The 25842-nt window shown below is 49.6% G+C and carries 26 protein-coding genes, 2 tRNA genes and 3 pseudogenes; 14 read left to right on the top strand and 17 right to left on the bottom strand.

Annotated features, from left to right (window positions below):
• Nucleotides 1–7: 7 nt before the first annotated feature.
• From sufC to ldtE, 5 genes are all read left to right on the top strand, one after another.
• Nucleotides 8–754: a Fe-S cluster assembly ATPase SufC gene (gene sufC, locus A1WG_RS02675; protein WP_000948879.1), complete on the top strand. Its 747-nt coding sequence runs from the start codon at nt 8–10 to the stop codon at nt 752–754.
• Nucleotides 729–2000: a Fe-S cluster assembly protein SufD gene (sufD, locus tag A1WG_RS02670; protein ID WP_000907679.1), complete on the top strand. Its 1272-nt coding sequence runs from the start codon at nt 729–731 to the stop codon at nt 1998–2000. The genes sufC and sufD overlap by 26 nt, the downstream gene beginning before the upstream one ends.
• Nucleotides 1997–3217: a cysteine desulfurase SufS gene (gene sufS, locus A1WG_RS02665; protein ID WP_000144599.1), complete on the top strand. Its 1221-nt coding sequence runs from the start codon at nt 1997–1999 to the stop codon at nt 3215–3217. Before sufD ends, sufS begins: the two co-directional genes overlap by 4 nt.
• Before the next feature lie 12 nt (nt 3218–3229).
• Nucleotides 3230–3646, top strand: a complete 417-nt coding sequence (sufE, locus tag A1WG_RS02660; RefSeq protein ID WP_001516323.1) for a cysteine desulfuration protein SufE — start codon at nt 3230–3232, stop codon at nt 3644–3646.
• 148 nt (nt 3647–3794) lie between these two features.
• Nucleotides 3795–4799 (top strand): L,D-transpeptidase LdtE, encoded by a 1005-nt coding sequence (gene ldtE, locus A1WG_RS02655; protein WP_000817073.1) that lies wholly within the window; start codon nt 3795–3797, stop codon nt 4797–4799.
• Nucleotides 4800–4863: 64 nt separating this feature from the next.
• Here the strand turns inward: ldtE and lpp are convergent, their stop codons facing one another.
• The 3 genes from lpp to A1WG_RS25185 all read right to left on the bottom strand — a co-directional run bounded on the left by lpp (nt 4864) and on the right by A1WG_RS25185 (nt 7025).
• Nucleotides 4864–5100: a murein lipoprotein Lpp gene (lpp, locus tag A1WG_RS02650; protein WP_000648420.1), complete on the bottom strand. Its 237-nt coding sequence runs from the start codon at nt 5098–5100 to the stop codon at nt 4864–4866.
• 310 nt (nt 5101–5410) lie between these two features.
• Nucleotides 5411–6823 (bottom strand): pyruvate kinase PykF, encoded by a 1413-nt coding sequence (gene pykF, locus A1WG_RS02645; RefSeq protein WP_000751442.1) that lies wholly within the window; start codon nt 6821–6823, stop codon nt 5411–5413.
• Nucleotides 6824–6830: 7 nt separating this feature from the next.
• Nucleotides 6831–7025, bottom strand: a complete 195-nt coding sequence (locus tag A1WG_RS25185; RefSeq protein ID WP_242664678.1) for a protein YnhH — start codon at nt 7023–7025, stop codon at nt 6831–6833.
• Nucleotides 7026–7363: 338 nt separating this feature from the next.
• Between A1WG_RS25185 and fumD the strand changes: the two genes are divergently transcribed.
• The 3 genes and pseudogenes from fumD to A1WG_RS24905 all read left to right on the top strand — a co-directional run.
• Nucleotides 7364–7573: a fumarate hydratase FumD gene (gene fumD / locus A1WG_RS02640; RefSeq protein WP_000528337.1), complete on the top strand. Its 210-nt coding sequence runs from the start codon at nt 7364–7366 to the stop codon at nt 7571–7573.
• A 122-nt stretch (nt 7574–7695) separates the two neighbouring features.
• Nucleotides 7696–7764, top strand: a pseudogene (locus A1WG_RS25190) (hypothetical protein); the annotation flags it as partial.
• Between the two features lie 54 nt (nt 7765–7818).
• Nucleotides 7819–7965: pseudogene (locus tag A1WG_RS24905) on the top strand (hypothetical protein); the annotation flags it as partial.
• A gap of 11 nt (nt 7966–7976) precedes the next feature.
• On the opposite strand, the gene A1WG_RS02635 reads toward A1WG_RS24905, so the two are convergent.
• From A1WG_RS02635 to A1WG_RS02620, 4 genes are all read right to left on the bottom strand, one after another.
• The gene (locus A1WG_RS02635) at nt 7977–9581 is read right to left on the bottom strand and encodes an FAD-NAD(P)-binding protein (RefSeq protein ID WP_001516324.1); all 1605 of its coding nucleotides are present in this window, start codon (nt 9579–9581) and stop codon (nt 7977–7979) included.
• A 125-nt stretch (nt 9582–9706) separates the two neighbouring features.
• Nucleotides 9707–10012, bottom strand: coding sequence for a monooxygenase (locus A1WG_RS02630; protein WP_001516325.1), 306 nt, complete (start codon nt 10010–10012; stop codon nt 9707–9709).
• Nucleotides 10013–10121: 109 nt separating this feature from the next.
• Nucleotides 10122–10198, bottom strand: a tRNA-Val gene (locus tag A1WG_RS02625).
• 4 nt (nt 10199–10202) lie between these two features.
• A tRNA-Val gene (locus tag A1WG_RS02620) sits at nt 10203–10279 on the bottom strand.
• Nucleotides 10280–10586: 307 nt separating this feature from the next.
• Between A1WG_RS02620 and A1WG_RS02615 the strand changes: the two genes are divergently transcribed.
• The gene (locus A1WG_RS02615; protein ID WP_001516326.1) at nt 10587–11843 is read left to right on the top strand and encodes an AIDA repeat-containing protein; all 1257 of its coding nucleotides are present in this window, start codon (nt 10587–10589) and stop codon (nt 11841–11843) included.
• A 40-nt stretch (nt 11844–11883) separates the two neighbouring features.
• On the opposite strand, the gene mdtK is transcribed toward A1WG_RS02615, so the two are convergent.
• Nucleotides 11884–13257 (bottom strand): multidrug efflux MATE transporter MdtK, encoded by a 1374-nt coding sequence (mdtK, locus tag A1WG_RS02610; RefSeq protein WP_001174974.1) that lies wholly within the window; start codon nt 13255–13257, stop codon nt 11884–11886.
• Nucleotides 13258–13472: 215 nt separating this feature from the next.
• Between mdtK and A1WG_RS02605 the strand changes: the two genes are divergently transcribed.
• Nucleotides 13473–14099 carry a riboflavin synthase gene (locus tag A1WG_RS02605; RefSeq protein ID WP_000493961.1) on the top strand — a complete coding sequence of 209 codons (627 nt, stop codon included), beginning with the start codon at nt 13473–13475 and terminating at the stop codon, nt 14097–14099.
• 59 nt (nt 14100–14158) lie between these two features.
• Here A1WG_RS02605 and cfa read toward each other — a convergent pair whose 3' ends face one another.
• Nucleotides 14159–15307 (bottom strand): cyclopropane fatty acyl phospholipid synthase, encoded by a 1149-nt coding sequence (gene cfa / locus A1WG_RS02600; protein WP_000098885.1) that lies wholly within the window; start codon nt 15305–15307, stop codon nt 14159–14161.
• A gap of 290 nt (nt 15308–15597) precedes the next feature.
• On the bottom strand, nt 15598–16809 hold the full coding sequence (gene punC / locus A1WG_RS02595; protein WP_001182378.1) for a purine nucleoside transporter PunC: 1212 nt from the start codon (nt 16807–16809) through the stop codon (nt 15598–15600).
• A gap of 112 nt (nt 16810–16921) precedes the next feature.
• On the opposite strand from punC, the gene punR reads away from it, so the two are divergent.
• A complete protein-coding gene (gene punR / locus A1WG_RS02590) occupies nt 16922–17854 on the top strand; it encodes a DNA-binding transcriptional activator PunR (RefSeq protein WP_001516327.1) in 933 nt (310 codons plus the stop codon).
• On the opposite strand, the gene purR is transcribed toward punR, so the two are convergent.
• A complete protein-coding gene (purR, locus tag A1WG_RS02585; RefSeq protein ID WP_000190977.1) occupies nt 17851–18876 on the bottom strand; it encodes an HTH-type transcriptional repressor PurR in 1026 nt (341 codons plus the stop codon). The two genes, punR and purR, sit on opposite strands and share 4 nt — an antisense overlap.
• Before the next feature lie 298 nt (nt 18877–19174).
• On the opposite strand from purR, the gene cydH reads away from it, so the two are divergent.
• The gene (gene cydH, locus A1WG_RS02580) at nt 19175–19264 is read left to right on the top strand and encodes a cytochrome bd-I accessory subunit CydH (RefSeq protein ID WP_000102278.1); all 90 of its coding nucleotides are present in this window, start codon (nt 19175–19177) and stop codon (nt 19262–19264) included.
• 165 nt (nt 19265–19429) lie between these two features.
• Complete coding sequence (locus tag A1WG_RS02575; RefSeq protein ID WP_000701022.1) at nt 19430–20599, top strand: MFS transporter; 1170 nt, start codon at nt 19430–19432, stop codon at nt 20597–20599.
• A gap of 146 nt (nt 20600–20745) precedes the next feature.
• On the opposite strand, the gene sodB is transcribed toward A1WG_RS02575, so the two are convergent.
• Together sodB and mepH are read right to left on the bottom strand one after the other, a co-directional pair.
• Nucleotides 20746–21327 (bottom strand): superoxide dismutase [Fe], encoded by a 582-nt coding sequence (sodB, locus tag A1WG_RS02570; RefSeq protein WP_000007276.1) that lies wholly within the window; start codon nt 21325–21327, stop codon nt 20746–20748.
• A gap of 127 nt (nt 21328–21454) precedes the next feature.
• A complete protein-coding gene (gene mepH / locus A1WG_RS02565; protein WP_001516328.1) occupies nt 21455–22282 on the bottom strand; it encodes a peptidoglycan DD-endopeptidase MepH in 828 nt (275 codons plus the stop codon).
• Nucleotides 22283–22616: 334 nt separating this feature from the next.
• Here mepH and grxD point away from each other — a divergent pair, with 334 nt between their 5' ends.
• A complete protein-coding gene (grxD, locus tag A1WG_RS02560; protein WP_000108172.1) occupies nt 22617–22964 on the top strand; it encodes a monothiol glutaredoxin 4 in 348 nt (115 codons plus the stop codon).
• A 48-nt stretch (nt 22965–23012) separates the two neighbouring features.
• Here grxD and A1WG_RS25195 read toward each other — a convergent pair.
• From A1WG_RS25195 to nemA, 4 genes and pseudogenes are all read right to left on the bottom strand, one after another.
• A pseudogene (locus A1WG_RS25195) lies at nt 23013–23384 on the bottom strand (hypothetical protein); the annotation flags it as partial.
• A gap of 95 nt (nt 23385–23479) precedes the next feature.
• The gene (gene rnt / locus A1WG_RS02555; RefSeq protein WP_001282288.1) at nt 23480–24127 is read right to left on the bottom strand and encodes a ribonuclease T; all 648 of its coding nucleotides are present in this window, start codon (nt 24125–24127) and stop codon (nt 23480–23482) included.
• A gap of 102 nt (nt 24128–24229) precedes the next feature.
• Nucleotides 24230–24637, bottom strand: a complete 408-nt coding sequence (gloA, locus tag A1WG_RS02550; protein WP_001237802.1) for a lactoylglutathione lyase — start codon at nt 24635–24637, stop codon at nt 24230–24232.
• A gap of 80 nt (nt 24638–24717) precedes the next feature.
• A complete protein-coding gene (gene nemA / locus A1WG_RS02545; RefSeq protein WP_000093624.1) occupies nt 24718–25815 on the bottom strand; it encodes an N-ethylmaleimide reductase in 1098 nt (365 codons plus the stop codon).
• Nucleotides 25816–25842 lie beyond the last annotated feature (27 nt).

Genomic DNA, 25842 nt, shown 5'->3' on the forward strand with positions numbered 1-25842 from the left:
AATAAATATGTTAAGTATTAAAGATTTACACGTCAGCGTGGAAGATAAAGCTATCCTGCGCGGATTAAGCCTCGACGTTCGTCCAGGTGAAGTTCACGCCATTATGGGGCCAAACGGTTCGGGGAAAAGTACCTTATCGGCAACGCTTGCCGGGCGCGAAGATTATGAAGTGACGGGGGGGACGGTTGAGTTTAAAGGCAAAGATTTGCTTGAGTTGTCGCCGGAAGATCGTGCAGGTGAAGGTATCTTTATGGCCTTCCAGTATCCGGTGGAAATCCCTGGCGTCAGTAACCAGTTTTTCCTGCAAACGGCGCTCAATGCGGTGCGCAGCTATCGCGGCCAGGAAACACTCGACCGCTTCGATTTTCAGGATTTGATGGAAGAGAAAATCGCCCTGCTGAAAATGCCGGAAGATTTATTAACCCGTTCGGTTAACGTTGGGTTTTCCGGGGGCGAGAAAAAGCGCAACGATATTTTGCAAATGGCCGTGCTGGAGCCGGAACTGTGTATTCTTGATGAGTCGGACTCCGGGCTGGATATTGACGCATTAAAAGTGGTTGCTGATGGTGTGAACTCGCTGCGTGATGGCAAACGCTCGTTCATCATCGTTACGCATTACCAGCGCATTCTTGATTACATCAAACCTGATTATGTCCATGTTTTGTATCAGGGGCGAATTGTGAAATCCGGTGATTTCACGTTGGTCAAACAACTGGAGGAGCAGGGTTATGGCTGGCTTAGCGAACAGCAGTAACATGCTGCAACAGTGGCATCACTTGTTTGAGGTCGGAGGGGCGAAACGCTCCCCGCAAGCACAGCAGCATTTACAACAACTGCTGCGTACCGGACTGCCGACACGTAAACATGAGCACTGGAAATATACGCCACTGGAAGGGCTGACCAATAGCCAGTTTGTCAGCATTGCGGGTGAGATATCCCCGCAACAGCGAGATGCTTTAGCACTCACTTTAGACGCCGTGCGGCTGGTGTTTGTCGATGGACGCTACGTGCCATCACTTAGCGATACGACCGAAGGCAGCGGCTATGAGGTGAGTATTAACGACGAACGTCAGGGACTGCCTGATGCCATACAGCCGGAAGTGTTTCTGCATCTGACGGAAAGCCTGGCACAAAGCGTGACACATATTGCCGTGAAGCGCGGTCAACGGCCCGCGAAGCCATTGCTGTTAATGCATATTACCCAGGGCGTGGCAGGTGAAGAAGTGAACACCGCCCACTATCGGCATCATCTGGATCTGGCGGAAGGTGCCGAAGCCACGGTGATTGAACATTTTGTCAGCCTGAATGACGCTCGTCATTTTACCGGAGCGCGGTTCACTATCAACGTTGCCGCGAACGCCCACTTGCAGCATATCAAGCTCGCGTTTGAAAATCCTGTAAGCCACCACTTTGCACATAACGATTTGCTGCTGGCGGGCGATGCCACCGCATTTAGCCACAGTTTCCTGCTTGGTGGCGCTGTTTTACGCCATAACACCAGTACGCAACTCAATGGCGAAAACAGCACGTTACGTATTAATAGCCTGGCGATGCCGGTGAAAAACGAGGTATGTGATACCCGCACCTGGCTTGAACATAATAAAGGGTTTTGTAACAGCCGTCAGTTGCACAAAACCATCGTCAGCGACAAAGGGCGCGCGGTATTTAATGGTTTGATTAACGTCGCGCAGCACGCCATTAAAACTGACGGCCAGATGACCAACAATAATCTGTTGATGGGCAAGCTGGCGGAAGTGGATACCAAACCGCAACTGGAAATCTATGCTGATGATGTGAAATGTAGCCACGGCGCAACGGTCGGGCGCATCAATGACGAACAGATGTTCTATCTGCGTTCGCGCGGGATCAATCAGCAGGATGCCCTGCAGATGATTATCTACGCCTTTGCTGCTGAACTGACAGAAGCATTGCGTGATGAGGGGCTTAAACAGCAGGTGCTGGCCCGTATCGGTCAACGGCTGCCGGGAGGTGCAAGATGACTTTTTCCGTCGACAAAGTGCGGGCCGACTTTCCGGTACTTTCGCGTGAGGTGAACGGTCTGCCGCTGGCTTATCTCGACAGCGCCGCCAGCGCGCAGAAACCGAGCCAGGTGATTGACGCTGAAGCCGGGTTCTATCGTCACGGCTATGCGGCGGTGCATCGCGGTATTCATACGTTGAGCGCCCAGGCGACCGAGAAAATGGAGAACGTGCGCAAGCGGGCGTCGCTGTTTATCAATGCCCGCTCGGCGGAAGAACTGGTGTTCGTTCGCGGTACAACGGAAGGCATCAATCTGGTGGCCAATAGCTGGGGCAACAGCAACGTGCGGGCGGGCGATAACATCATTATCAGTCAGATGGAGCACCACGCTAACATCGTTCCCTGGCAAATGCTTTGTGCGCGCGTTGGTGCAGAGTTGCGGGTGATCCCCCTCAACCCCGATGGTACGCTGCAACTGGAGACGCTGCCTAATCTGTTCGATGAGAAAACCCGCCTGCTGGCGATTACTCACGTGTCTAATGTGCTGGGGACGGAAAATCCGCTACCGGAAATGATTGCTCTTGCGCATCAGCATGGCGCAAAAGTGCTGGTGGATGGCGCTCAGGCAGTGATGCATCATCCGGTGGATATGCAGGCGCTGGATTGCGATTTCTACGTTTTCTCCGGGCATAAACTGTATGGTCCCACCGGGATTGGCATTCTTTATGTTAAAGAAGCCTTGTTGCAGGAGATGCCGCCGTGGGAAGGGGGCGGATCAATGATCGCCACCGTTAGTCTTAGCGAAGGCACCACCTGGGCCAAAGCGCCGTGGCGGTTTGAAGCAGGTACGCCCAATACCGGCGGCATTATTGGACTTGGCGCGGCGCTGGAATATGTTTCGGCGCTGGGGCTTAAGCACATTGCTGAGTATGAACAGAATCTGATGCATTACGCGCTGTCACAACTGGCAGCAGTGCCGGATCTTACTCTCTATGGCCCACAGAACAGACTTGGCGTTATTGCCTTTAATCTCGGTAAACATCATGCCTATGACGTCGGCAGTTTTCTTGATAACTATGGCATTGCTGTGCGTACTGGTCATCACTGCGCGATGCCATTAATGGCGTATTACAACGTGCCCGCTATGTGTCGGGCATCGTTGGCTATGTATAACACCCATGAAGAAGTGGATCGTCTGGTAACAGGATTACAACGTATTCACCGTCTGCTGGGATAACAGGGAGGCTCTATGGCTGTGTTGCCAGATAAAGAAAAATTGCTGCGTAATTTTTTACGTTGCACCAACTGGGAAGAAAAATACCTCTACATTATTGAGCTGGGCCAGCGTCTGCCTGAATTACGTGACGAAGACAGAAGCCCGCAAAATAGCATTCAGGGCTGCCAGAGTCAGGTGTGGATTGTGATGCGTCAGAATGCGCAGGGAATTATTGAATTACAGGGCGACAGCGATGCCGCCATTGTGAAAGGGCTTATCGCGGTCGTCTTTATTCTCTACGACCAGATGACGCCGCAGGATATTATTAATTTTGACGTGCGTCCGTGGTTTGAAAAAATGGCGCTCACCCAACATCTCACCCCGTCTCGCTCACAAGGTCTGGAAGCGATGATTCGTGCAATTCGCGCCAAAGCCGCTGCACTTAGCTAAACTAAAAGAACAGCTTTCATCCGGATGACTCACATTGCCGGATGGTCGATGTTTACTCTGGCCAGCACAGGAGTGTTTTGGCTTCAGGTAAGCAAAAGCACCATCCGACGTCTCAGCGTGAGTCTCCGGCAAATACAGGAGGTTTACAATGAAACGCGCGTCTCTGCTTACACTGACTCTTATCGGTGCTTTTAGCGCCATCCACGCGGCCTGGGCGGTAGATTATCCGCTTCCACCAACCGGAAGCCGACTGGTTGGGCAGAATCAAACCTATACGGTTCAAGAGGGGGATAAAAACCTTCAGGCTATCGCACGACGTTTTGATACTGCGGCAATGTTGATCCTTGAAGCCAATAACACCATTGCACCAGTACCAAAACCTGGCACGATGATAACCATCCCTTCGCAATTATTATTACCTGATGCGCCGCGTCAGGGAATTATTGTTAACCTTGCTGAGCTGCGACTTTATTATTATCCGCCGGGAGAAAATATCGTACAGGTCTACCCGATAGGAATTGGTTTGCAGGGACTGGAAACGCCGGTGATGGAAACACGGGTAGGGCAAAAAATCCCGAATCCTACCTGGACGCCAACTGCAGGTATTCGTCAACGCTCACTGGAGCGAGGCATCAAATTACCGCCAGTTGTACCCGCCGGGCCAAATAACCCACTAGGACGCTACGCACTGCGCCTGGCGCATGGTAATGGCGAGTATCTCATTCATGGCACCAGCGCGCCGGACAGCGTTGGTTTGCGCGTCAGTTCGGGCTGTATTCGTATGAATGCGCCGGATATTAAAGCGTTGTTCTCCAGCGTGAGAACGGGAACGCCGGTTAAAGTGATCAATGAGCCGGTGAAATACTCCGTAGAACCGAACGGAATGCGTTATGTGGAAGTGCATCGACCGCTATCGGCAGAGGAACAGCAGAACGTTCAGACGATGCCGTATAAACTGCCCGTTGGTTTTACACAATTCAAAGATAATAAGGCGGTAGATCAGACGCTAGTTGATAAAGCATTATATCGTCGGGCAGGGTATCCGGTTGCGGTGAGCAACGGAGCGACGCCCGCAGCCAGCAATGCGTCCGCAGTTGAGTCAGCGCAGAATGGCGAGCCTGAGCAGGGAAATATGTTACGCGCGACGCAATAGCAGTCATTAGCAGGCAAAAAAAAATGGCGCACAATGTGCGCCATTTTTCACTTCACAGGTACTATTACTTGCGGTATTTAGTAGCCATGTTGTCCAGACGCTGGTTAGCACGAGCTGCGTCATCTTTAGCAGCCTGAACGTCGGAACGCATTGCGTTCACGTCGTTGCTCAGCTGGTCAACTTTAGCGTTCAGAGTCTGAACGTCAGAAGACAGCTGATCGATTTTAGCGTTGCTGGAGCAACCTGCCAGCAGAGTAGAACCCAGGATTACCGCGCCCAGTACCAGTTTAGTAGCTTTCATTATTAATACCCTCTAGATTGAGTTAATCTCCATGTAGCGTTACAAGTATTACACAAACTTTTTTATGTTGAGAATATTTTTTTGATGGGAAGGCACTTATTTTTGATCGTTCGCTCAAAGAAGCATCGAACGCTGGGTTTTAGATAAAAAAATTGAGAGAAAACAGGATGCTTCCATCGGATTCATCTTAGATAAAGTGAGATTATATAGTGAAATCCGATTTGATTTTTTATTGTTTCTGATTATCGATTAAATAAAAAAAGCGCCCATCAGGGCGCTTCGATATACAAATTAATTCACAAAAGCAATATTACAGGACGTGAACAGATGCAGTGTTGGTAGTGCCGCTCGGGACAAGTGCGCCAGAAACCATTACTACAACGTCGCCTTTGTGCGCCAGACCGCTCTGCAGAGCCAGTTCTTTACCCAGACGATAGAAATCATCAGTAGAGGTGATTTCTTTAACCAGTTGCGGTACAACGCCTTTGCTCAACACTAATTGATGTGCAGTTTTTTCATTAGTGGTCAGGGCCAGGATAGTTGCATCCGGGAAGTATTTACGCACTGCACGAGCAGATTTACCGCCCTGGGTTGCGACGACGATCAGCGGAGCATCCAGTTTTTCAGCCGTTTCAACCGCGCCACGGCAAACTGCTTCGGTAATGCGTAGTTTACGGTTATCGTTGTTGAACTCGAGACGGCTGTTCATCACGCGGTCAGTACGTTCGCAAATGGTTGCCATGATAGAAACAGCTTCCAGCGGGTATTTACCTTTTGCGGATTCACCAGACAGCATGACTGCGTCAGTACCGTCAAGGATGGCGTTCGCGACGTCACCGGCTTCTGCACGGGTAGGACGCGGGTTTTTGATCATAGAATCCAGCATCTGGGTCGCAGTAATAACGACTTTACGTGCACGGATACATTTTTCGATCATCATCTTCTGGGCGAAGATAACTTCTTCAACCGGGATTTCTACGCCCAGGTCACCACGTGCAACCATGATGCCGTCAGAGGCTTCGAGAATTTCGTCGAAGTTGTTGAGGCCTTCCTGGTTTTCGATTTTGGAGATGATTTGGATGTTTTCGCCACCGTGCGCTTTCAGATGTTCACGGATTTCGATAACGTCAGAACGCTTACGGATAAAGGAAGCTGCAACAAAGTCTACACCTTGTTCGCAACCGAAGATCAGATCCTGTTTGTCTTTTTCAGCCAGTGCCGGCAGGGCAATAGAAACGCCCGGCAGGTTCACACCTTTGTTTTCGCCCAGGTCACCGTTGTTCAGTACTTTACAGATAACTTTGTTACCTTCGATAGCGGTAACTTCCATACCGATCAGACCATCGTCAACCAGCACGGTGTTGCCGACGGACAGGTCGGTAGTGAAACCTTCATAAGTTACCGCAACCATTTCGCTGTTGCCGATAACAGATTTGTCAGTGGTGAAAGTAAAGGTCTGGCCTGCTTTCAGAGAAACGTCATTACCGCCTTCCAGTTTCATGGTGCGGATTTCCGGACCTTTGGTATCGAGCAGGATAGCGGCAGTTTTGCCGGTTTTGCTCATCACGTTGCGCAGATTCTGAATGCGCTGACCGTGTTCTGCATAGTCACCATGAGAGAAGTTCAGACGCATGACGTTCATGCCTGCGTCCAGCATTTTAGCTAACATCTCTTCAGATTCGGTTTTTGGTCCGATGGTGCAAACAATTTTGGTCTTTTTCATGACAGTCTTAGTCTTTAAGTTGAGAAGGATAGGAGAAACTTGCTTTCTGGGCGCACTGCCGGAAAGCGAATCCGGTATTACGAAAGTGATGATGCCTCGCTCTAAGGATAGGTGACATCGAAAAAGCGTGCAGAGGAATGTGTGCTTGTGTCTCAGCCCAACGTGAGTGCCTGTTTTTGAGTCGTTGAGTTCTACAGTCCAAAGTGCTGAAACCATTCAAGAGTCAATTGGCGCGCATTATACGCTGAATTTAATCCAAAAGGAAAACAAAAACAGCGTTTCAAAAAACAATCATCCATATTCACAATAAATTGTTATCAAAGATTTAACGTCCTCAGAAAGAGATTACGCAAAAACATCACTGTTTGCGCAACGTGAAAACGATAGCTGGAGAGAGAAGGTCTGCTGGCGCAAAGTCATACCATTCAACTGATACAATTAAAATAATTTATCGGGTTATTTGTTTGATTTTGTTTGTTTTTTGTTTAATTGATGAGATTGATATATGCTGATGACTGGCATGATAAATGGGTATGAATAATGGGCAACCGGACAAAAGATGACGAGCTGTACCGCGAAATGTGCAGAGTGGTAGGGAAGGTGGTTCTGGAGATGCGCGATTTGGGTCAGGAGCCAAAACACATAGTCATCGCTGGTGTGTTGCGTACAGCATTAGCAAATAAACGTATTCAGCGTAGCGAATTGGAAAAGCAAGCGATGGAAACAGTTATTAACGCACTGGTGAAATAATTGTTCGGGGATGGAGTGCAATACTTCATCCTCTATTATTTTATTGCTCTATGAGGATTTGTTTTAAGAAAGGTATAAAAGGGAATTATCATAATTTCGATATGTATTTTAATTTATAGCGTATTGGCTGTAGTGCCTGTACTACGGCATGTCCGTGGATGATGGCCACCGTAAATACCAAAAGTAAAAAATAACCGAGTGGAAAGATATTACTGTGTGAGTCTTGCAAAGGAAAAATCATGGCTAATATTCTCGGTCCAGGTTGCAGCGCCGTGCTGGCATATCATGACGGCGAAAGAGTGCGCTTTGCCGTCGCCGTTGAAGGCGAAAATAATATTTGTGCCGGAGTTCGCTATCGTCTCAATGAGCAACATCAGTTTGTTGAGTGCTGATAACTTTACCTTTAATCAAACGTAAGACGCCGGCGTGAACGGGAAGCAGGCTTTGCGATGGCCTGTGCCATAGCCTTGCCAATTTCTGCACAAGCCGTAAGCCCCTGAACGAAAGGCTGGTCGTGCATCAGCCAGGGTAACGCGCCGAATGCCACGCGCCCCCGTAATTCTTCAGGCTGCTGTAACGAATAATCTTCACCAACATCAGGGATTTCCTCGCCTGTTTTCTGCAACTGTTCGCGCAGCCCAGGGAAAGGAATATCTTGTATTTTGAGTGGACGTTGACCCCGGGCATCAATAAAAACATCAAACGAGTAGCTGTTGTCTGCTGTTTTCAGAACGGTGTGCGTTTCGTTGGTTTCCATCTCGTAGTCCTCACCAAGGGCGAGAATATGAATGATCCCAGCCTCGCGCAAGGCCAGCAGGCGACGAATAGATTCTGAAGGGATTGCCGCATAATTATCGATAAAGACTCTGGCAAGTCCTTTACTGAATCGTTTATGGTCGTGTTCATTCAGATGCGGCACAATTTCCTGTACGGCTTCATGCAAACGCAGAATGGCATAACGCCAGGGGACAGTATGTTTTTCCCGTTTATTTTGCTCGACTTCGGCTAAGTTCTCTTCCGCCCAGCCAAAAGGATCATGTTGTTTACGCTCGGCAAACCAGGCTTGAGCAAAGGTATCTACATTGAGGCTCTCTAACGCTATACGTTGACTCCAGTCAGGATCGGCAGAACTAATTTCTTGTTGTATCAATTTGAATACCCGATCCAACAGACCGTCTGCACCTTTTTCTATTTCTCTATTTAAAGCCTGTTCTGTGACGATGCGTAATGGTTTGTAGGGGATAGGGCAATAGAAATCGGCTTCCGGCAAAATACCTGTACGGGACATCAACGTAATATGCAGATTTTCACTGTTACTATCGCGTTGAAAGCGAACGTGTTGATTATCTTCTTCAATAAACGAACCGTGCTGAATGGCAACCGCCATTGCTGCATCCAGTCCGCTCAAGGATGTGCCTATAATGCCGACGTTACAGGCATCAATTTTCGCTTCCAGTAATCCTGACCACGGGCTGGGGAAATACGTTCGGGTGACTTCTTCTTCATCAGGCCAGACGTGACCGGTAGCTATCAGCGCTAAATCAAACGTCTCTGTGAGTAGATCCTGATTTGTGGCAAGAATGACACCGGAGTCTGTGACCTGCAGATCGGTCACCTGACATGATTCATACACGTTTATCTCAAAATTCAACTGTCGGGCTTGTTCAACTAATTGTAAAAAGCAATTGCGAAAATACTCACCCAGCAGAATACGCGGTAAAAACTGGCGATCGTGCAAGGTATCTTTTTTAACGCCGTAACGTTGCAGGTGACTGGCCTCTTGCCTTTGTAACCATTCCAGATAAGTACAATAAATCGGTGGTATTTCAATACTGGCAATATTTGCCAGCATAATTTTAGAATTTTCTTCATCGCTGTACGGCATACCGACACCGGCTTCGTCGGCCTGCTCGAAGATGGAAATAGAAAGCGGCGTTTGTTGCTGTAAAAGTGAGAAGAAAGTATAAATCCCTGTTGGTCCGGCACCCACAATGGCGATTTTTTTCATTGTTACTTACCTGTGTGCATTCTTTCGAATTTAGCGTTATCAGATAAGTTTGGTTGAAATCTATATAAAATGAGAAATTTCAGACAGGGATGAAAAGGGCGCTAACCGCCCTTCATTAAGATCTGTCAGGCGAGTTTTGCCTGATTGATGTGACTCAGTGGCTCATTGACATCGAAAACTTTGGCAATAACTTCATCGACACCGAGATTTTTCAGGCGAGCTGTATGTTTGTCCAGATAGGCAAGAGCGCTTTTTTCATCAGCAAAGAGATAGATGCCACCGGCTTCGTGGTTCTTTTCACTTTCCGTCCACACCTTCCACAGAAAACCGGGTTCCTGATTAATCGACTCGGCAAGCGGTTTAAGCTGTTCGGCCATTTCATTGCCAAAGGGACCATTAAATGAAAAGTGAAGCTGTAACAAAGTCGCCATCGTTATTCTCCTTCTGATAACACATACGAAAATAGTGTAAATCTTTTAACGTATTGGATACAGAGAATAAATAAGGGAATAAAAATGAGGAGACCAGACTAAGAAAATCTGGTGCGTCCGAGTGGACTCGAACCACCGACCCCCACCATGTCAAGGTGGTGCTCTAACCAACTGAGCTACGGACGCAGGATGGTGCGTTCAATTGGACTCGAACCAACGACCCCCACCATGTCAAGGTGGTGCTCTAACCAGCTGAGCTATGAACGCAACGTTGTAGGTGACAACGGGGACGAATATTAGCGGCAGAGTGGAAAGGTGGCAAGAGGTAAAACGTAATTTTCTGCACCATTTCGACCGTTTGCAGAGCTTTTAAGCAAATTGTCTATATTTTGTTGATTTTAAAGGGCGGTTTTTGTTCAGAGTCATATTTACATCTGACACAGTCAATGGCCTCGCGCATCAGGATGTAAACCGTGCCGTTTGCCTCCATATCAATTCTGGCGTGGATAAATCCTTCGTAGCCTTTACACTTAGGTGGTGATAAGGGCACACAGATGCAGCAAAGGAATAAATCATGGGATCTGATGAAAAAAATTTGATGAGCGACGGGAACGTGCAAATTGTTAAGACAGGCGAGGTCGTCGGTGCGACTCAACTTACGGACGGTGAGTTGATTATTGAGGCTGGCGGAAGGGCAGAAAACACCATAGTGACTGGTGCGGGCTGGCTGAAAGTGGAAGCAGGCGGGATCGCCAGGGGGGCACAGTACGGCAACAATGGCACGTTATCAGTCAGTGACGGGGCCATTGCCACAGATATTGTTCAGTCCGACGGTGGAGCAATTAGCCTTTCAACGTTCGCTACTGTTAATGGCCGCCATCCTGAAGGTGAATTTAGCGTTGATCAGGGCTATGCCTGCGGTTTGTTGCTGGAGAACGGCGGTAACTTGCGCGTACTGGAAGGTCATCGGGCAGAAAAAATCATTCTCGATCAGGCTGGTGGTTTGTTGGTTAACGGAACAACTTCATCTGCGATAGTGGATGAAGGCGGTGAATTGTTGGTTTACCCAGGTGGAGAAGCTTCCAACAGTATGATTAACCAGGGCGGTGTCTTTATGCTGGCGGGGAAAGCCAGCGATACGACACTTGTGGGCGGTGCCATGAATAATCTTGGTGGAGAAGACATCCACACCCTGGTTGAGAATAGCGCCGTTTATCGCCTGGGGACGGACGGTCTACAGATCTACAGTTCCGGTAAGGCCAAAGATTTGGCGGTGAATACGGGAGGACGGGCTGAAATTCATGCGGGGACGGTGGAAAATGTGGTGGTGAAAGGTGGCACGATGATTGTTATGTCTCCCACCAGCGCGGACGATAAATTTGTAGTGGAAGAGGATTGTGCGCCAGTTGAACTGATGGGTAACGTCGCCGTACAAGAAAGTAGCTCTTTGATTATTGGTTATGGTGCCGATTTACAGCAGTCAACGGTTACGGTACAGCAGGGTGGCGTGTTAATCCTCGATGGTAGCACGGCGAAAGGTGACAGTGTCACTTTTCGTATTGGAGAGTTAAAGCTTGACGGTGGAAAAGTGTGGCTGATCACGGCGGCAGCAACGCATGTACAACTGAAAGCGAAAAGCCTGCGCGGAGAAGGAACGATCTGCCTGCAAACCAGTGCGAAAGAGATTTCGCCTGACTCTATCAGTGTGAAAGGGGAAGTTAGCGGTGATATTCACGTTGAGATAACGGATGCCAGTCGGCAACCTGTCTGTAGCGCGCTTAAACTTCAGCCAGACGAAGACGGGATTGGCGCAACGCTCCGGCCTGCATGAAAACAAAGGCGCAACCCGCGAAGGTTGCGCCTTGTCTTTATTAACGAGCGGCTCGTTGCAGAATAATGGCTGACGGTAAACGTTGCAGAAAACGCATACGCAGCATCATCATAATGGCAGCAGAAGTCAGGCCGATAATAAAACCGATCCAGAAGCCTGCTGGCCCCATTGGTTCAACCACCAGATCGGTCAGAGCCAGAATGTAGCCGCTCGGCAAACCCAGCACCCAGTAAGCCGTAAAGGTGATATAGAAAATGGAACGCGTATCTTTATAACCACGCAAAATCCCACTGCCGATCACCTGTATGGAGTCAGAAATCTGATACACCGCTGCCAGTAACATTAAGTGAGCCGCCAGCGTCACAACCTCTGGGTTATCGTTATACAACAGGGCGATTTGCTCCCGCAGTGAAATCGTGAAAATTGCGGTCAGAGTCGCCATACAAACGCCAACCATAAGCCCTGTCCGTGCGGCTGTTTGTGCATCCAGCGTCGAACCCTGGCCCAGACGATAACCTACGCGGATGGTTACCGCTGCAGCCAGTGACATTGGAAGAACGAACATCAACGAACTGAAGTTCAGTGCAATCTGGTGGCCTGCCACATCGACAATACCGAGTGGGGATACCAACAGCGCCACCACAGCAAACAGCGTCACTTCAAAGAACAGCGCCAGCGCGATAGGAAGACCAAGTTGCACCAAGCGTTTCATGGCGGCTGGATCCGGTTTAGCGGTGCCTTTTTCGTTGCGGATATCGCGCATGGAGCGGGCACGTTTAATATAAGAAACCATAGCGAGGAACATCACCCAATACACAGCCGCAGTCGCCACACCACAGCCGACGCCACCGAGTTCTGGCATCCCAAAATGACCATAAATAAAGATATAGTTCACTGGAATGTTCACCAACAGGCCAATAAAACCCATCACCATCCCAGGTTTGGTTTTTGCCAGACCTTCACACTGGTTACGTGCGACCTGGAAGAATAGATAGCCCGGTGCGCCCCACAACAGTGCTCGCAGATAACCTACCGCTTTATCAGCGAGCGCCGGATCGATATTTTGCATGGAGCGGATGATATAACCCGCATTCCACAGTACCACCATAATGAGCACTGAAACGAAACCGGCAAGCCAGAAACCTTGTCGCACCTGGTGCGCAATGCGCTCACGGCGACCAGAACCATTTAATTGCGCGATAACCGGCGTTAATGCCAGTAGCAGTCCGTGGCCAAAGAGGATGGCCGGAAGCCAGATTGACGTACCGATAGCCACCGCCGCCATGTCGGTGGCACTATAGCCGCCCGCCATCACGGTATCGACAAAACCCATTGCGGTTTGGGCGATTTGCGCGAGAATCACCGGGATTGCTAATGCTAATAACAGACGCGCTTCACTGATATACTTCTGCACGTGAACACCTTTTATATTGTTGTTATATGAGAGACTAAAAAGCCGCCTGAATGGGCAGCAAAAAGAAGAAGCAGGGGAAATTCAGTCTATTGTAGCGAGGATTTATTAATTCTCCAGTGAAAAAATAACCATTCAGCCCCCTTTACTGGCAAGGGTGTTTCCCACCTGCTATTGTGCTGAACAGAATGCCTTAACTGATTTCAGGAGTTGTAAGTATGTTTACGGGGATAGTGCAGGGCACTGCAAAACTGGTGTCGATTGACGAGAAACCAAATTTTCGTACTCATGTGGTTGAGTTACCTGACTACATGCTTGATGGTCTGGAGACCGGTGCGTCTGTAGCACACAACGGTTGTTGCCTGACCGTGACGGAAATCAACGGTAACCATATCAGTTTTGACCTGATGAAAGAGACGTTACGCATTACCAATCTTGGCGATTTACAGGTTGGGGATTGGGTAAATGTAGAACGTGCGGCGAAATTCAGTGATGAAATAGGTGGGCATTTAATGTCGGGTCATATTATGACCACCGCCGAAGTCGCGAAAATATTAACCTCTGAAAATAATCGCCAGATCTGGTTTAAAGTGCAGGATAGTCAGTTGATGAAATATATCCTGTATAAAGGATTTATCGGAATCGACGGTATTAGCCTGACCGTAGGCGAAGTAACGTCGACCCGTTTCTGTGTGCATTTAATTCCGGAAACGCTGGAACGTACCACCCTCGGTAAGAAAAAACTCGGCGCGCGTGTCAATATCGAAATCGATCCACAAACTCAGGCAGTGGTAGATACGGTAGAACGTGTGCTGGCAATGCGTGAGCAGGCCTTGAATCAATAAGATACTGAAGCCTGATTTGAAATGACATCGCCCCCAAAACGGGGGCGATAGAATGACATTTAGCGTGCAACCCGAAGACCGCTTTCGATCCCACGTGAGAACACCACTTGCCAGAGCTGAATATCGCGGGCGCGGAAAGCACCAGCGCAAGCATTCAGATAATAGGTAAACATCCGTTTAAAGCGCTCACTGTAGTTATCAGCAATTTCTGGCCATGCGGCGAGGAATCGCTCATACCAGGCCATTAACGTGGTGTCGTAATCGGCACCAAAGTTATGCCAGTCTTCCATCACGAAATGCGGTTCGCTGGAGCGAGCAATTTGCCGAACAGAGGGCAGACAACCGTTCGGAAAAATATATTTATTTATCCACGGGTCAACATTCAGGTCGGTTTTTTTCGAGCCGATAGTATGCAACAGGAAAATACCTTCCGGTTTCAGATTACGATCCACCACTTCGAAATAGGTATCGTAATTTTTCGGCCCGACATGTTCGAACATTCCAACCGAAACAATACGGTCAAACTGGTCGTTCAGGTCCCGGTAATCTTGCAGCAAGATGGTGACATCCAGACCTGCGCAGCGCTCCTGAGCCATTTTTTGCTGTTCGGCAGAAATCGTGACACCCACCACACTTACGTCATAATTAGACGCCATGTAATGTGCCAGACCGCCCCAACCACAGCCAATATCCAGTACGCGCATACCCGGTTTTAACTGCAATTTTTCACAGATCATTTTGAGCTTCGCTTGCTGGGCTGATTCCAGATTATCGGCATCTTTCCAGTAAGCGCAGGAGTATTGCATGAAGGGATCAAGCATGCGGCTAAACAAGTCATTACCGAGATCGTAATGCTCTTTGCCAACTATCCAGGCACGTTTTTTACTTTGTAGATTGAAAAGGCGTGCACCAGCAATGCGCAGTGTGTCTTTGAAATGATGGGGGAGTTGGTTTTCGAGACCTGCGCGCAAGACCTTGCTAAAAAACATATCCAGTCGGTCACATTCCCACCAACCATCCATATAACTTTCGCCTAACCCTAACGATCCTTCTTGCAGGACGCGTTTAAAAAAATCGGGGTTTTTAACACGAATATCTGCCGGAGCAGGGCCATTAATAGCAATGCCAGCACGGCTAAGTAATTCGTTGGCGATACGATACCAGTTGTCATCCGGTACACTGACTTCTTCTATACACGATGAACTCATAGTTTCTCCATCACTGGTCGGTGATCAGAACCTTAAAACAGCGTAGACGCTTTTTGGGCTTTGTGAGAAATCTCGCAGAAAAAACCGCGAGTCTATAATCCGACGTAGAACAGAGGGAAAGGAGGAACCCTTGCCGAAATGACCATCCATAGTAAACCGGGAACACTCCTGTCCCCGTAGAAACATAATATTTATCGTAATCTTAACAACTGAAAATTAGTATAGGCCGCTAATTTCAATCATACAACAAAATTTTGTTAGCGGCCTAAGTATAAAGATATCGATATATATCAATGCGATTCACTATGAGCGACTTCGGCATTGCTTTGATTCTGGCAGTCTCGTTCTTTACAACGTTGCATCATGTAACCCAGAGCGGCCAGCACCACAGTTGATAACATCACGCTAGTGGTGGTGAACAGAGGTGTGCTAACGCTGATAAGCCAGGAAACCACCAGGCTTGCGAGGAAGCACAGTCCCAGTTGCAGAGTGTTCTGCAAGGCTGCGGCGCGTCCGGTTGCATGTGGGAAGGGCCGCAACGCCTGTGCGACAACAATCGGGTAGATTGCGCCGTTGGCAATCGCCATCACACAGAATGGGACCAGAATTTCGACCAGTGAAACATGGCTAATGAATCCTGCCGCCCAGGTTGTCACGACGCTGACAGCAAACAGCATCAGTAGCCACGGCAACAACTGCTTACCTTGCCATTTCTGCAACGCGGCGCGACAGCCATAACCACCAATCAGAAACGCAATAGTTTGCGGGACATAACTTAAACCAATGACGGCCGGGCTGTAACCCATTTCGCTAAGGATGAACGGAGAACCGGTCAGCCAGGCAAAGAAACTGGCTGAACAGGCAGCATAAATCAGTACGTTTCCGCGATAGATTTTTGAACGCAGCAGATCGGTAAAGGTCAGACCATCCTGGCTATCATTACGTGCTTTAGTCGTGGGTTTAAGCCAGAAAATGGGCAGAATCAGTACTACGGTAATGGCAAACAGGGTGGCGAAAATCGCCTGCCAGGAAAAATGGACCAGCAGCCAGCTACCTAAAAGAGGAGCAAGCGCCGGAGACAGCCCCACTAACGGCATGATAGTGGCGAAAATACGATTCACTTTTTGTGAAGGGTAGTAGTCCGTCACCAACGCCTGCCAGATAACTGCCGCGGCGCAGACCCCCACAGCTTGCACGAACCGCAATACCAGCAGAGTGACGGCGTTTTCCACCCATAACATCCCCAGACTACCCAGAGCAAAAATTGTCAGGCCGATCAATAACACCGGTTTACGACCATATCGGTCGGAGAGCGGCCCCCACAAGAGCTGGGCTGCGGCAAAACCGGCAAGGAACAGACTAAGGCTGGCACTGACAGCAGACGCAGGCGTTTGCAGATCGGCCTGAATGGCGGCGAAAGCAGGCAGATACATATCGGTTGCCAGAAAACCGAGTACGCTCAAACCCGCAAGCCAGACTAAAAATCTTTTCCCAGGTTGCATGTATATTCTCTAAATTTCTCAATTAAACACCGTCGCAAAGTGTAGGGAGTGAAATTCGTGTTGTGAAACGGTAATATTTGATGACTGGTTTCAAAAATTTTGCAGGCAAACTATGTGGTCTGAGTATTCTCTCGAAGTGGTTGATGCGGTGGCGCGTAATGGTAGTTTTAGCGCCGCGGCCCAGGAGTTGCATCGCGTTCCTTCTGCGGTCAGCTATACCGTTCGTCAGTTGGAAGAGTGGCTGGCAGTGCCGCTTTTTGAAAGGCGTCATCGTGACGTGGAACTGACCGCTGCCGGGGCGTGGTTTCTCAAAGAAGGGCGTTCTGTTGTCAAAAAAATGCAGATCACTCGCCAGCAATGTCAGCAGATAGCGAACGGTTGGCGCGGTCAGTTAGCCATCGCGGTAGATAATATTGTCAGGCCAGAACGCACGCGGCAGATGATTGTTGATTTCTATCGCCATTTTGATGACGTCGAACTTCTGGTTTTTCAGGAGGTGTTTAACGGTGTCTGGGATGCGCTTTCCGACGGACGTGTGGAACTGGCGATTGGTGCGACACGGGCGATTCCGGTAGGTGGGCGTTACGCCTTCCGTGATATGGGAATGTTGAGCTGGAGTTGTGTTGTTGCCCGCCACCATCCGCTTGCGTCGATGAATGGGCCGTTCAGCGATGATACGTTGCGCAACTGGCCGTCACTGGTGCGCGAAGACACGTCACGGACGCTGCCCAAACGTATTACCTGGCTGCTCGATAACCAAAAGCGCCTGGTTGTCCCGGACTGGGAATCATCGGCAACCTGTATCTCGGCCGGGTTATGCATTGGCATGGTGCCGACCCATTTCGCTAAACCGTGGCTGAACGAGGGGAAGTGGGTAGCATTAAAACTGGAAAATCCATTCCCTGATTCGGCATGTTGTCTGACCTGGCAGCAGAATGATATGTCGCCTGCGTTAACCTGGCTGCTGGAGTATCTCGGTGATAGCGAGACGCTGAATAAGGAATGGCTGCGGGAGCCGGAAGAGACTCCCGCAACGGATGATTAACGACGATAGTCGCGGAACGGGCCGTCAGCCACGGAGCGGCGTTCAATAAGCCGCGGATGAACTTCAATTGACTGCGGTTCTTCGCGTTTGTTGACGATACGATCCAACAGCATGTTGAACGCCGTTTCGCCCAGCGAATCTTTTGGCTGATGGATAGTCGTCAGCGCCGGAGTAAAATAACGGGCGTTGCGCACGTTATCATAACCGATCAGCGAAATATCTTGCGGTACGCGCAGACCCATTTCATCAGCGGCGCAAAGTGCGCCCATAGCCATGATATCGCCGCCACAGAAGACAGCAGTAGGGCGGTGCGGTTGCGACAGGATTTGCTGCATGGCGCGATAACCCGATTCAGGCTCAAAGTCACCCTGCACAATCCAGTTTTCCGGCACCTTGATCATGGCTTCTTCCATCGCTTTCATAAAACCCGCCAGACGGCCAGCGCCGGTGTTGCGCTCCAGCGGACCAGGAATAACGCCAATTTCGCGATGACCGCGTTCAATCAGATAGCGCCCGGCCATGTAGCCGCCTTCAAAAGCGTTATCGATAACTGCATCGGTAAAGTCCGCTTTTGCTTCGCCCCAGTCCATCACCACCATCGGGATATGGCGATACTCTTCCAGCATCGCCAGCAATGGTTCCGGATACTCAGAACACATGACCAGCAGGCCATCGACGCGTTTTTGCGCCATCATCGACAGATAGGCCCGCTGTTTCTCAAGATTGTTCCACGCATTGCCCAGAATCAGTGTGTAGCCTTTCTGGAAGCAATTTTTTTCTACCGCTTCAATGATCTCGGCAAAATAGGCCGCTTCGCTGCTGGTCGCCAGCAAACCGATAGACTTGGTGTGGTTAACCTTCAGGCTACGCGCCACCGCGCTAGGAGAGTAGTGTAATTCTTTAATCGCTGCCCACACAGCGTTACGAGTCTCTTCCGCGACAAAACGCGTTTTGTTTATAACGTGTGACACAGTTGTAGTGGAAACGTTTGCTCGTTTCGCTACATCTTTTATTGTTGCCATTCCATTTCACTCCAGACCCTAACTTCAGCTCCTGCAAAATCGCAAGGTAAACGTTTGCCTTTACACACCTTACGCACAACGAAAGTGTTGCGGTACGCCGGAAAAATGACACGGAGCGTCAGGAAGGGGTCAATGGCCAGTACGCAAATAGTGTAAGCGTGGAATTTTGGCCGATCTTGATGAAAAGGGGAAGTAGTAAAAACACTTATCATTATAAATGCCGGGAGATTTTTTCATCACACTGTGTAAAAATGAGTAATATCATTTTTTGTGTGGTAATAAAAAAGGAGAAAACTTGATGAGCACCGACCTTAAATTTTCATTGGTAACAACCATTATCGTTCTTGGTTTGATCGTGGCAGTGGGTTTGACTGCCGCGCTGCACTGATTTCCCCTCGAGGGAGCGCGTTCTCCCTCGCATCTCTCTCCTCTTTGTTAGCAAAATGGCAAAAGTGTTTTCTCTTTTTGTTATTTTCATTCTTTTGTGATTGATGTCATGCTTTCGCCACTTTGATGAACATCGCGTGATGACGCGAAGAGGTGGAGATTAGGCATGAAAATTAACTATCCGTTGCTGGCGCTGGCGATTGGCGCGTTTGGTATCGGGACAACGGAGTTCTCGCCAATGGGCCTGTTGCCCGTCATTGCGCGCGGTGTGGATGTCTCGATCCCTGCTGCCGGAATGTTAATCAGTGCCTATGCGGTTGGTGTGATGGTTGGCGCGCCGCTGATGACATTATTACTTTCTCATCGTGCCCGCCGCAGCGCGCTGATTTTCCTGATGGCGATTTTTACCCTTGGTAATGTACTTTCTGCCATTGCCCCGGATTACATGACACTGCTGCTTTCACGTATTTTGACCAGTCTGAATCACGGTGCATTTTTTGGCCTGGGGTCAGTTGTGGCCGCAAGCGTTGTGCCAAAACATAAACAGGCCAGCGCAGTTGCGACCATGTTTATGGGCTTAACTTTGGCGAATATCGGCGGTGTTCCGGCGGCGACCTGGCTGGGTGAAACTATTGGCTGGCGAATGTCGTTCCTGGCAACGGCGGGGTTGGGCGTGATTTCGATGATTAGCCTGTACTTCTCTTTACCGAAAGGTGGCGCAGGGGCGCGACCAGAAGTGAAAAAAGAGCTGGCGGTGCTGCTGCGTCCGCAGGTGTTATCGGCTTTACTGACGACGGTGCTGGGGGCTGGCGCAATGTTTACGCTCTACACTTATATTTCTCCGGTGCTGCAAAGTATCACCCACGCGACGCCGGTGTTTGTTACAGCCATGCTGGTGCTGATTGGTGTCGGATTCTCTATCGGTAACTATCTCGGCGGTAAACTGGCAGATCGTTCGGTCAACGGCACGCTGAAGGGATTTTTGTTGCTGCTGATGGTGATTATGCTGGCAATCCCGTTCCTGGCCCGTAATGAGTTCGGTGCGGCAATCAGCATGGTAGTGTGGGGCGCGGCAACCTTTGCGGTCGTACCGCCCTTGCAGATGCGAGTGATGCGAGTCGCCAGCGAAGCGCCGGGTCTGTCATCATCGGTGAATATTGGTGCCTTTAACCTTGGAAATGCATTGGGAGCGGCTGCTGGTGGTGCGGTGATTTCCGGTGGTCTGGGGTACAGTTTTGTGCCGGTGATGGGGGCGATTGTCGCGGGACTGGCATTATTGTTGGTGTTTATGTCAGCCAGAAAACAACCTGAAGCAGTTTGCGTTGCCAACAGCTAATAAAACAAAAACGCAGAAGGATAACCTTCTGCGTTACAGTTTGCAGGCAAAGTGCGATTTATCTTGCCAGATGTGGTGTTAACGCCTCATCCGCGTAGGTCTGATAAGCGTAACGCATCAGGCAATGTTGCATTTGCCATCAGTTATTATGCAGCGAGATTTTTCGCCACGAACTCCCAGTTCACCAGCGCCCAGAAGTGTTCCAGGTAGCCAGGACGCGCATTGCGATAGTCGATGTAGTAAGCGTGTTCCCAGACATCAACGGTCAGCAGCGGGGTCGCATCGGTGGTCAGCGGAGTACCGGCATTAGAAGTAGAAACGATAGCCAGTTTGCCATCGCTGTTTTTCACCAGCCAGGTCCAGCCAGAACCAAAGTTTTTGATCGCAGCATCAGTAAACTGCGCTTTAAAATCGGCAAAGCTACCAAAAGAAGCGGCGATAGCGTCAGCCAGTTCACCAGTCGGTTCGCCACCGGCGTTCGGTGCCAGGCAGTTCCAGTAGAAAGTATGGTTCCAGACCTGAGCAGCGTTGTTGAATACGCCACCTTCAGAGCTACGAATAATCTCTTCCAGTGATTTACCTTCAAACGCAGTACCTTTGATCAGGTTGTTCAGGTTAGTGACATAAGTTTGATGATGTTTGCCGTAGTGATACTCGATAGTTTCCGCAGAAATGTGCGGTGCCAGAGCATCTTTAGCATATGGTAGTGCAGGTAATTCAAATGACATTGCTACTCTCCTTTATTATTAATTGGCATACGTACAATAGCCTTATTGTGCGTGAGGATAGGGTAGCAAAATAAAAGGTGAGACAAAAGATGAACTTACCCTGTTGCTGTAACAACAGGGTAAAGTTTTAGCGAAGTGTTTTTGGGGTCATTACCCGACGAGCACCTACATAGTGGCGCTGCCAGTAATCTTCGCTTAAAGAAGTGATTTTAATTTCCTGTCCACTGCGCGGAGACTGAATAAATTTGCCGTTGCCAACATACACGCCAACGTGATCGGCGGTTCCGCGACCCTGAGTGCGGAAGAAGACCAGGTCGCCATTTTTCAATTCACTGCGATCGATCGGTGCGGCGTCACGCAGGTGATACATTTCGTTAGCTGTACGTGGAATACGGATCTTCACCAGATCTTTATAGGCGTAATAAACCAGCCCACTACAATCGAAACCGGTACGCGGTGAGCTGCCGCCCCAGCGATATGGCTTGCCAATTTGTTGCATCAGTTTATTCATTGCCACGGTAGTGGCTTTCTGTACTTTGGCTTTATGCGCGTCAGCGAGGGTTCCTGGTGCGGCATTTTTAACTTTCACGCAATGTGTTTTATAACCCTTACGTTTAGTGCACTTTTCCGTAAAGCTGGCTGCCGCTGTTTTATTCACAACTTGTTTGCTGCGGTTTTTGGCGTTTTTAGAAGCGGTAATGGAGGATTTTTTTACGGAAGAAGCAGTTTTACTTTTAGTGGTACTTTTACTGGCGGCTTTTTTCGCTGTTTTCTGGCTGGCTTTATTGGTCTTTTTGGTGGTTGCCGTGCTTTTCTTTTTATCTGCTTTTTTGGTGATGTGAGTAGTAGCAGAACTCTCCCTGGCTTGCTTTGAAGCATGGGCCATAGGCGTTAAAGGCAGGGTGGTAAAAAGTAAAGCACAGAGCGTGATCGAAATACGGTTTATCCGCGCCACTGAGCGTCCCTCTGTTAAGGCAGGTCTATCATGCCTGCGTCTGATTTACAAAACTTGATGATTCTAATGCATAGGAGAAGAGAAAGTTAATAGCTTTTATTGTTAAAAAATATATTTCGTCGGTGAGCGTAAAAAAATGCAGCAGTGAAAGCTGGAAATGGTCATAAATACGCCAGTTTGCAGCGCAACAGCGAAGAAACGAATATTTGAAATGCAACAAATAGAGCAAAGGGATAAAATAGCAAAAGCGTGATGAAAATGTTATTTTCCGTTGCCGCACTGACCCGCTACAATGTCAGATTACTGCCGTAAAGAAGTTTGAGGAAGCAAGACAATGAGCACCACTATCGAAAAAATCCAACGCCAGATTGCTGAAAATCCGATCCTGCTGTACATGAAAGGTTCACCGAAACTGCCAAGCTGCGGTTTTTCTGCCCAGGCAGTTCAGGCGCTTGCCGCATGTGGCGAACGTTTTGCCTACGTTGATATCCTGCAGAATCCGGACATTCGCGCGGAACTGCCGAAATACGCTAACTGGCCGACTTTCCCACAGTTGTGGGTGGACGGCGAGCTGGTAGGTGGCTGTGATATCGTGATCGAAATGTATCAGCGTGGCGAACTGCAGCAGCTAATCAAAGAAACCGCCGCTAAATACAAGTCTGAAGAGCCGGACGCGGAATAATCCGTCCCGCAATACTGACGGAGGCTAACGGGCATCCGTCAGTGTTTTTTATCCCCAATCCAGCCCTTGTGGCGAACTGGAAAATTCCGCCTCACGCAGCAGCGTAAACATCGGCGTTTGCCGTACCGGTTGATCATTCACTTCTGTCAATGTAAAGCGTAGCCGTGGTTCGCGGCGTAGTGCGGTTGCCAGTGCGTGGAATACTTCTGGGGGGAGCAGTTCATCTTTTTCTTACCATACCAGCATCTTCTTGCCGCCTTGTGCCAGGTAGAGCAACAATTTTCCGCCAGCAATGACTACCAGCGCCCCCGCCCACGGTTCATGCACTCGCCGCCCATAAGGGGAGTGTAAAATAATACGCCAGTCGCCAATTTCATCGTGACAGCGTTCGAGAACCAGGTGGCGACTTCCCGGAACAACAATTAACGCTATTCCCCGTGAATATCATGCATGATTCGTGGAATAGCCTCACTATAGATGCCTGAGTCATTACATGTCATCAGGCATCGACTCGATTACACCTCTTCAGCGGCAGGGAGCGGCCAGCCGCCCAGTCGTTTCCAGCGGTTGACGATTTCACAAAACAGCACGGCGGTGCGTTCAGTGTCGTACAGCGCGGAATGCGCCTGGGTGCTGTCAAAATCCATGCCAGCGGTCTGGCAGGCTTTTGATAATACGGTTTGTCCGAGAGCCAGCCCGGCCAGTGCCGCGGTGTCGAAAGTGACAAAAGGGTGGAACGGGTTACGTTTCAGTGAGGCGCGTTCTGCGGCAGCCATCATAAAACTGTGGTCGAAATTGGCATTGTGCGCCACCATAATGGCGCGGTTACAGCCGCTCGCTTTAATGCCTTTACGGACAACTTTGAAAATCTCATGCAACGCCTCATATTCGCTGACTGCACCGCGATCGGGATCGTTCGGGTCAATACCATTGAAGGCGAGGGCTTCTGGTTGCAAATTAGCGCCGACAAACGGCTCGACGTGAAAATGTAATGTGGTGTCCGGCATCAGCCAGCCTTGTTCATCCATTTTCAGGGTGATGGCGGCGATCTCAAGCAGTGCATCGGTTTTGGCGTTAAATCCGGCGGTTTCGACATCGATCACAACAGGATAAAAACCACGAAAACGGTCGCACAGACCGGTAAGTTGAGCGTTATCGGACATCTGATTCTCTTAATACGGAAAAATTGCAGCGTGCATTATGACAAATATTACCCGCTGATGCAGTAAAGATGCGGGCGCGATGAGTTCACGCCCGGCAGGAGATTAGTTGCCCAGACCGCGACCGGCGTCTTTCTCTTCAATCAATTCAATTTTGTAACCGTCTGGATCTTCCACAAAAGCGATAACCGTAGTACCGCCTTTTACCGGACCCGCTTCACGGGTAACGTTACCGCCGTTCTGACGGATTTTTTCGCAAGCTTCTGCGGCGTTATCGACGCTAAGGGCGATGTGACCATAAGCGGTGCCAAGTTCGTATTTATCCACGCCCCAGTTATAGGTCAGTTCAATTACCGCTTCTTCTGTTTCCGGGCCGTAGCCAACAAACGCCAGCGAGTATTTGTATTCCGGATTTTCGCTGGTACGCAGCAGTTTCATGCCCAGCACGTTGGTATAAAAATCGATGGAGCGTTGCAGATCGCCAACGCGCAGCATGGTGTGAAGAAGACGCATCTTTATATCCTCAAAATGGCTAACAGATTCAAAATGTTGTTTTAGTATAGCGGCGGTTTTGCGCCGCTCGCAATGTTGGATTACAGCGTAGGGTAGTCGGTATAACCTTCCGCACCGCCGCCGTAAAAACTTTCGGCACGCTGTGGGTTAAGCTCAGCTTTGCGCTGCAATCGAGCGACCAGATCCGGGTTTGCAATCCAGTCACGACCAAACGCCACCGCATCAATTAACCCTTTGCCGATCAGCGTTTCTGCTTTTTCTACCGTATATGCACCAGCCCCGATAATCGGGCCGTGGAAACGGGCGCGTACTTTTTCGCGGAACGCCTCGGTATATGGTTTGCCGCCTGCCCAGTCTGGTTCGGACATATGCAGATAAGCAATGCCGCGTTTACCCAGTTGTTCAATCAGATACAGCGCATCGGCTTCTTCATTCGGGCCGTTATCGGTATTCTGGAAAGTACCAATTGGCGAAACGCGAATACCAATGCGATCGGCACCCCATTCTTTAATCCCGGCATCAACAACTTCCAGCACCAGACGAGCGCGATTTTCCACGCTGCCGCCGTACTGATCGGTACGATGGTTGGAGGATGGAGAGAGGAACTGATGCAGTAAATAACCGTGAGCGGAGTGGAGTTCCACCAGATCAAAACCGGCTTCACGGGCGTTGGCGATAGCCTGGCGGAAATCGTTGACAATACCCGGGATTTCTTCCAGCTCCAGCGCACGCGGCATGGTGGTTTCGACGCGGATCGCCTGACCATTTTCATCGCGCAGAGAAGTTCGTGTACCCGCACTAAGTGCAGAAGGCGCTACCGGTGCCTGGCCACCAGGTTGCAGGCTGGCGTGAGAAATGCGCCCCGTGTGCCAAAGTTGCACGGCGATATGACCATTTTCAGCATGAACACCGGCGGTAATTTTTTTCCACGCGGCGATTTGCTCCGGACTATGAATGCCTGGCGCGCCCGCATACCCTTTTGCCTGGGCGGAAACCTGGGTGGCTTCGCTAATGATCAAACCTGCACTGGCGCGTTGGCGATAATATTCCGCCATCAACGGAGTAGGGATATCACCCGGTTCAATGCTACGCAGGCGCGTCAGAGGAGCCATAAAGATACGGTTTGCCGCCGTGATTGCGCCCACTTTCAGTGGGGAATACAGTTTTTCAGATGACATAAAGACTCCCGGTCGTCTGGTGATAAA

The sequence above is a fragment of the Escherichia sp. KTE96 genome (assembly GCF_000408525.1).
Taxonomy (GTDB): domain Bacteria; phylum Pseudomonadota; class Gammaproteobacteria; order Enterobacterales; family Enterobacteriaceae; genus Escherichia; species Escherichia marmotae.

What these genes read in the sequence shown, in the direction of transcription:
- cfa (WP_000098885.1), bottom strand. Translation starts at nt 15,307, where the DNA reads ATGAGTTCATCGTGTATAGAAGAAGTCAGTGTACCGGATGACAACTGG.
- gloA (WP_001237802.1), bottom strand. Translation starts at nt 24,637, where the DNA reads ATGCGTCTTCTTCACACCATGCTGCGCGTTGGCGATCTGCAACGCTCC.
- punR (WP_001516327.1), top strand. Translation starts at nt 16,922, where the DNA reads ATGTGGTCTGAGTATTCTCTCGAAGTGGTTGATGCGGTGGCGCGTAAT.
- A1WG_RS02575 (WP_000701022.1), top strand. Translation starts at nt 19,430, where the DNA reads ATGAAAATTAACTATCCGTTGCTGGCGCTGGCGATTGGCGCGTTTGGT.
- lpp (WP_000648420.1), bottom strand. Translation starts at nt 5,100, where the DNA reads ATGAAAGCTACTAAACTGGTACTGGGCGCGGTAATCCTGGGTTCTACT.
- sufC (WP_000948879.1), top strand. Translation starts at nt 8, where the DNA reads ATGTTAAGTATTAAAGATTTACACGTCAGCGTGGAAGATAAAGCTATC.
- sufD (WP_000907679.1), top strand. Translation starts at nt 729, where the DNA reads ATGGCTGGCTTAGCGAACAGCAGTAACATGCTGCAACAGTGGCATCAC.
- A1WG_RS02635 (WP_001516324.1), bottom strand. Translation starts at nt 9,581, where the DNA reads ATGAAAAAAATCGCCATTGTGGGTGCCGGACCAACAGGGATTTATACT.
- A1WG_RS02605 (WP_000493961.1), top strand. Translation starts at nt 13,473, where the DNA reads ATGTTTACGGGGATAGTGCAGGGCACTGCAAAACTGGTGTCGATTGAC.
- rnt (WP_001282288.1), bottom strand. Translation starts at nt 24,127, where the DNA reads ATGTCCGATAACGCTCAACTTACCGGTCTGTGCGACCGTTTTCGTGGT.
- punC (WP_001182378.1), bottom strand. Translation starts at nt 16,809, where the DNA reads ATGCAACCTGGGAAAAGATTTTTAGTCTGGCTTGCGGGTTTGAGCGTA.
- A1WG_RS02630 (WP_001516325.1), bottom strand. Translation starts at nt 10,012, where the DNA reads ATGGCGACTTTGTTACAGCTTCACTTTTCATTTAATGGTCCCTTTGGC.
- nemA (WP_000093624.1), bottom strand. Translation starts at nt 25,815, where the DNA reads ATGTCATCTGAAAAACTGTATTCCCCACTGAAAGTGGGCGCAATCACG.
- sufS (WP_000144599.1), top strand. Translation starts at nt 1,997, where the DNA reads ATGACTTTTTCCGTCGACAAAGTGCGGGCCGACTTTCCGGTACTTTCG.
- purR (WP_000190977.1), bottom strand. Translation starts at nt 18,876, where the DNA reads ATGGCAACAATAAAAGATGTAGCGAAACGAGCAAACGTTTCCACTACA.
- ldtE (WP_000817073.1), top strand. Translation starts at nt 3,795, where the DNA reads ATGAAACGCGCGTCTCTGCTTACACTGACTCTTATCGGTGCTTTTAGC.
- cydH (WP_000102278.1), top strand. Translation starts at nt 19,175, where the DNA reads ATGAGCACCGACCTTAAATTTTCATTGGTAACAACCATTATCGTTCTT.
- pykF (WP_000751442.1), bottom strand. Translation starts at nt 6,823, where the DNA reads ATGAAAAAGACCAAAATTGTTTGCACCATCGGACCAAAAACCGAATCT.
- sufE (WP_001516323.1), top strand. Translation starts at nt 3,230, where the DNA reads ATGGCTGTGTTGCCAGATAAAGAAAAATTGCTGCGTAATTTTTTACGT.
- grxD (WP_000108172.1), top strand. Translation starts at nt 22,617, where the DNA reads ATGAGCACCACTATCGAAAAAATCCAACGCCAGATTGCTGAAAATCCG.
- sodB (WP_000007276.1), bottom strand. Translation starts at nt 21,327, where the DNA reads ATGTCATTTGAATTACCTGCACTACCATATGCTAAAGATGCTCTGGCA.
- fumD (WP_000528337.1), top strand. Translation starts at nt 7,364, where the DNA reads ATGGGCAACCGGACAAAAGATGACGAGCTGTACCGCGAAATGTGCAGA.
- A1WG_RS02615 (WP_001516326.1), top strand. Translation starts at nt 10,587, where the DNA reads ATGGGATCTGATGAAAAAAATTTGATGAGCGACGGGAACGTGCAAATT.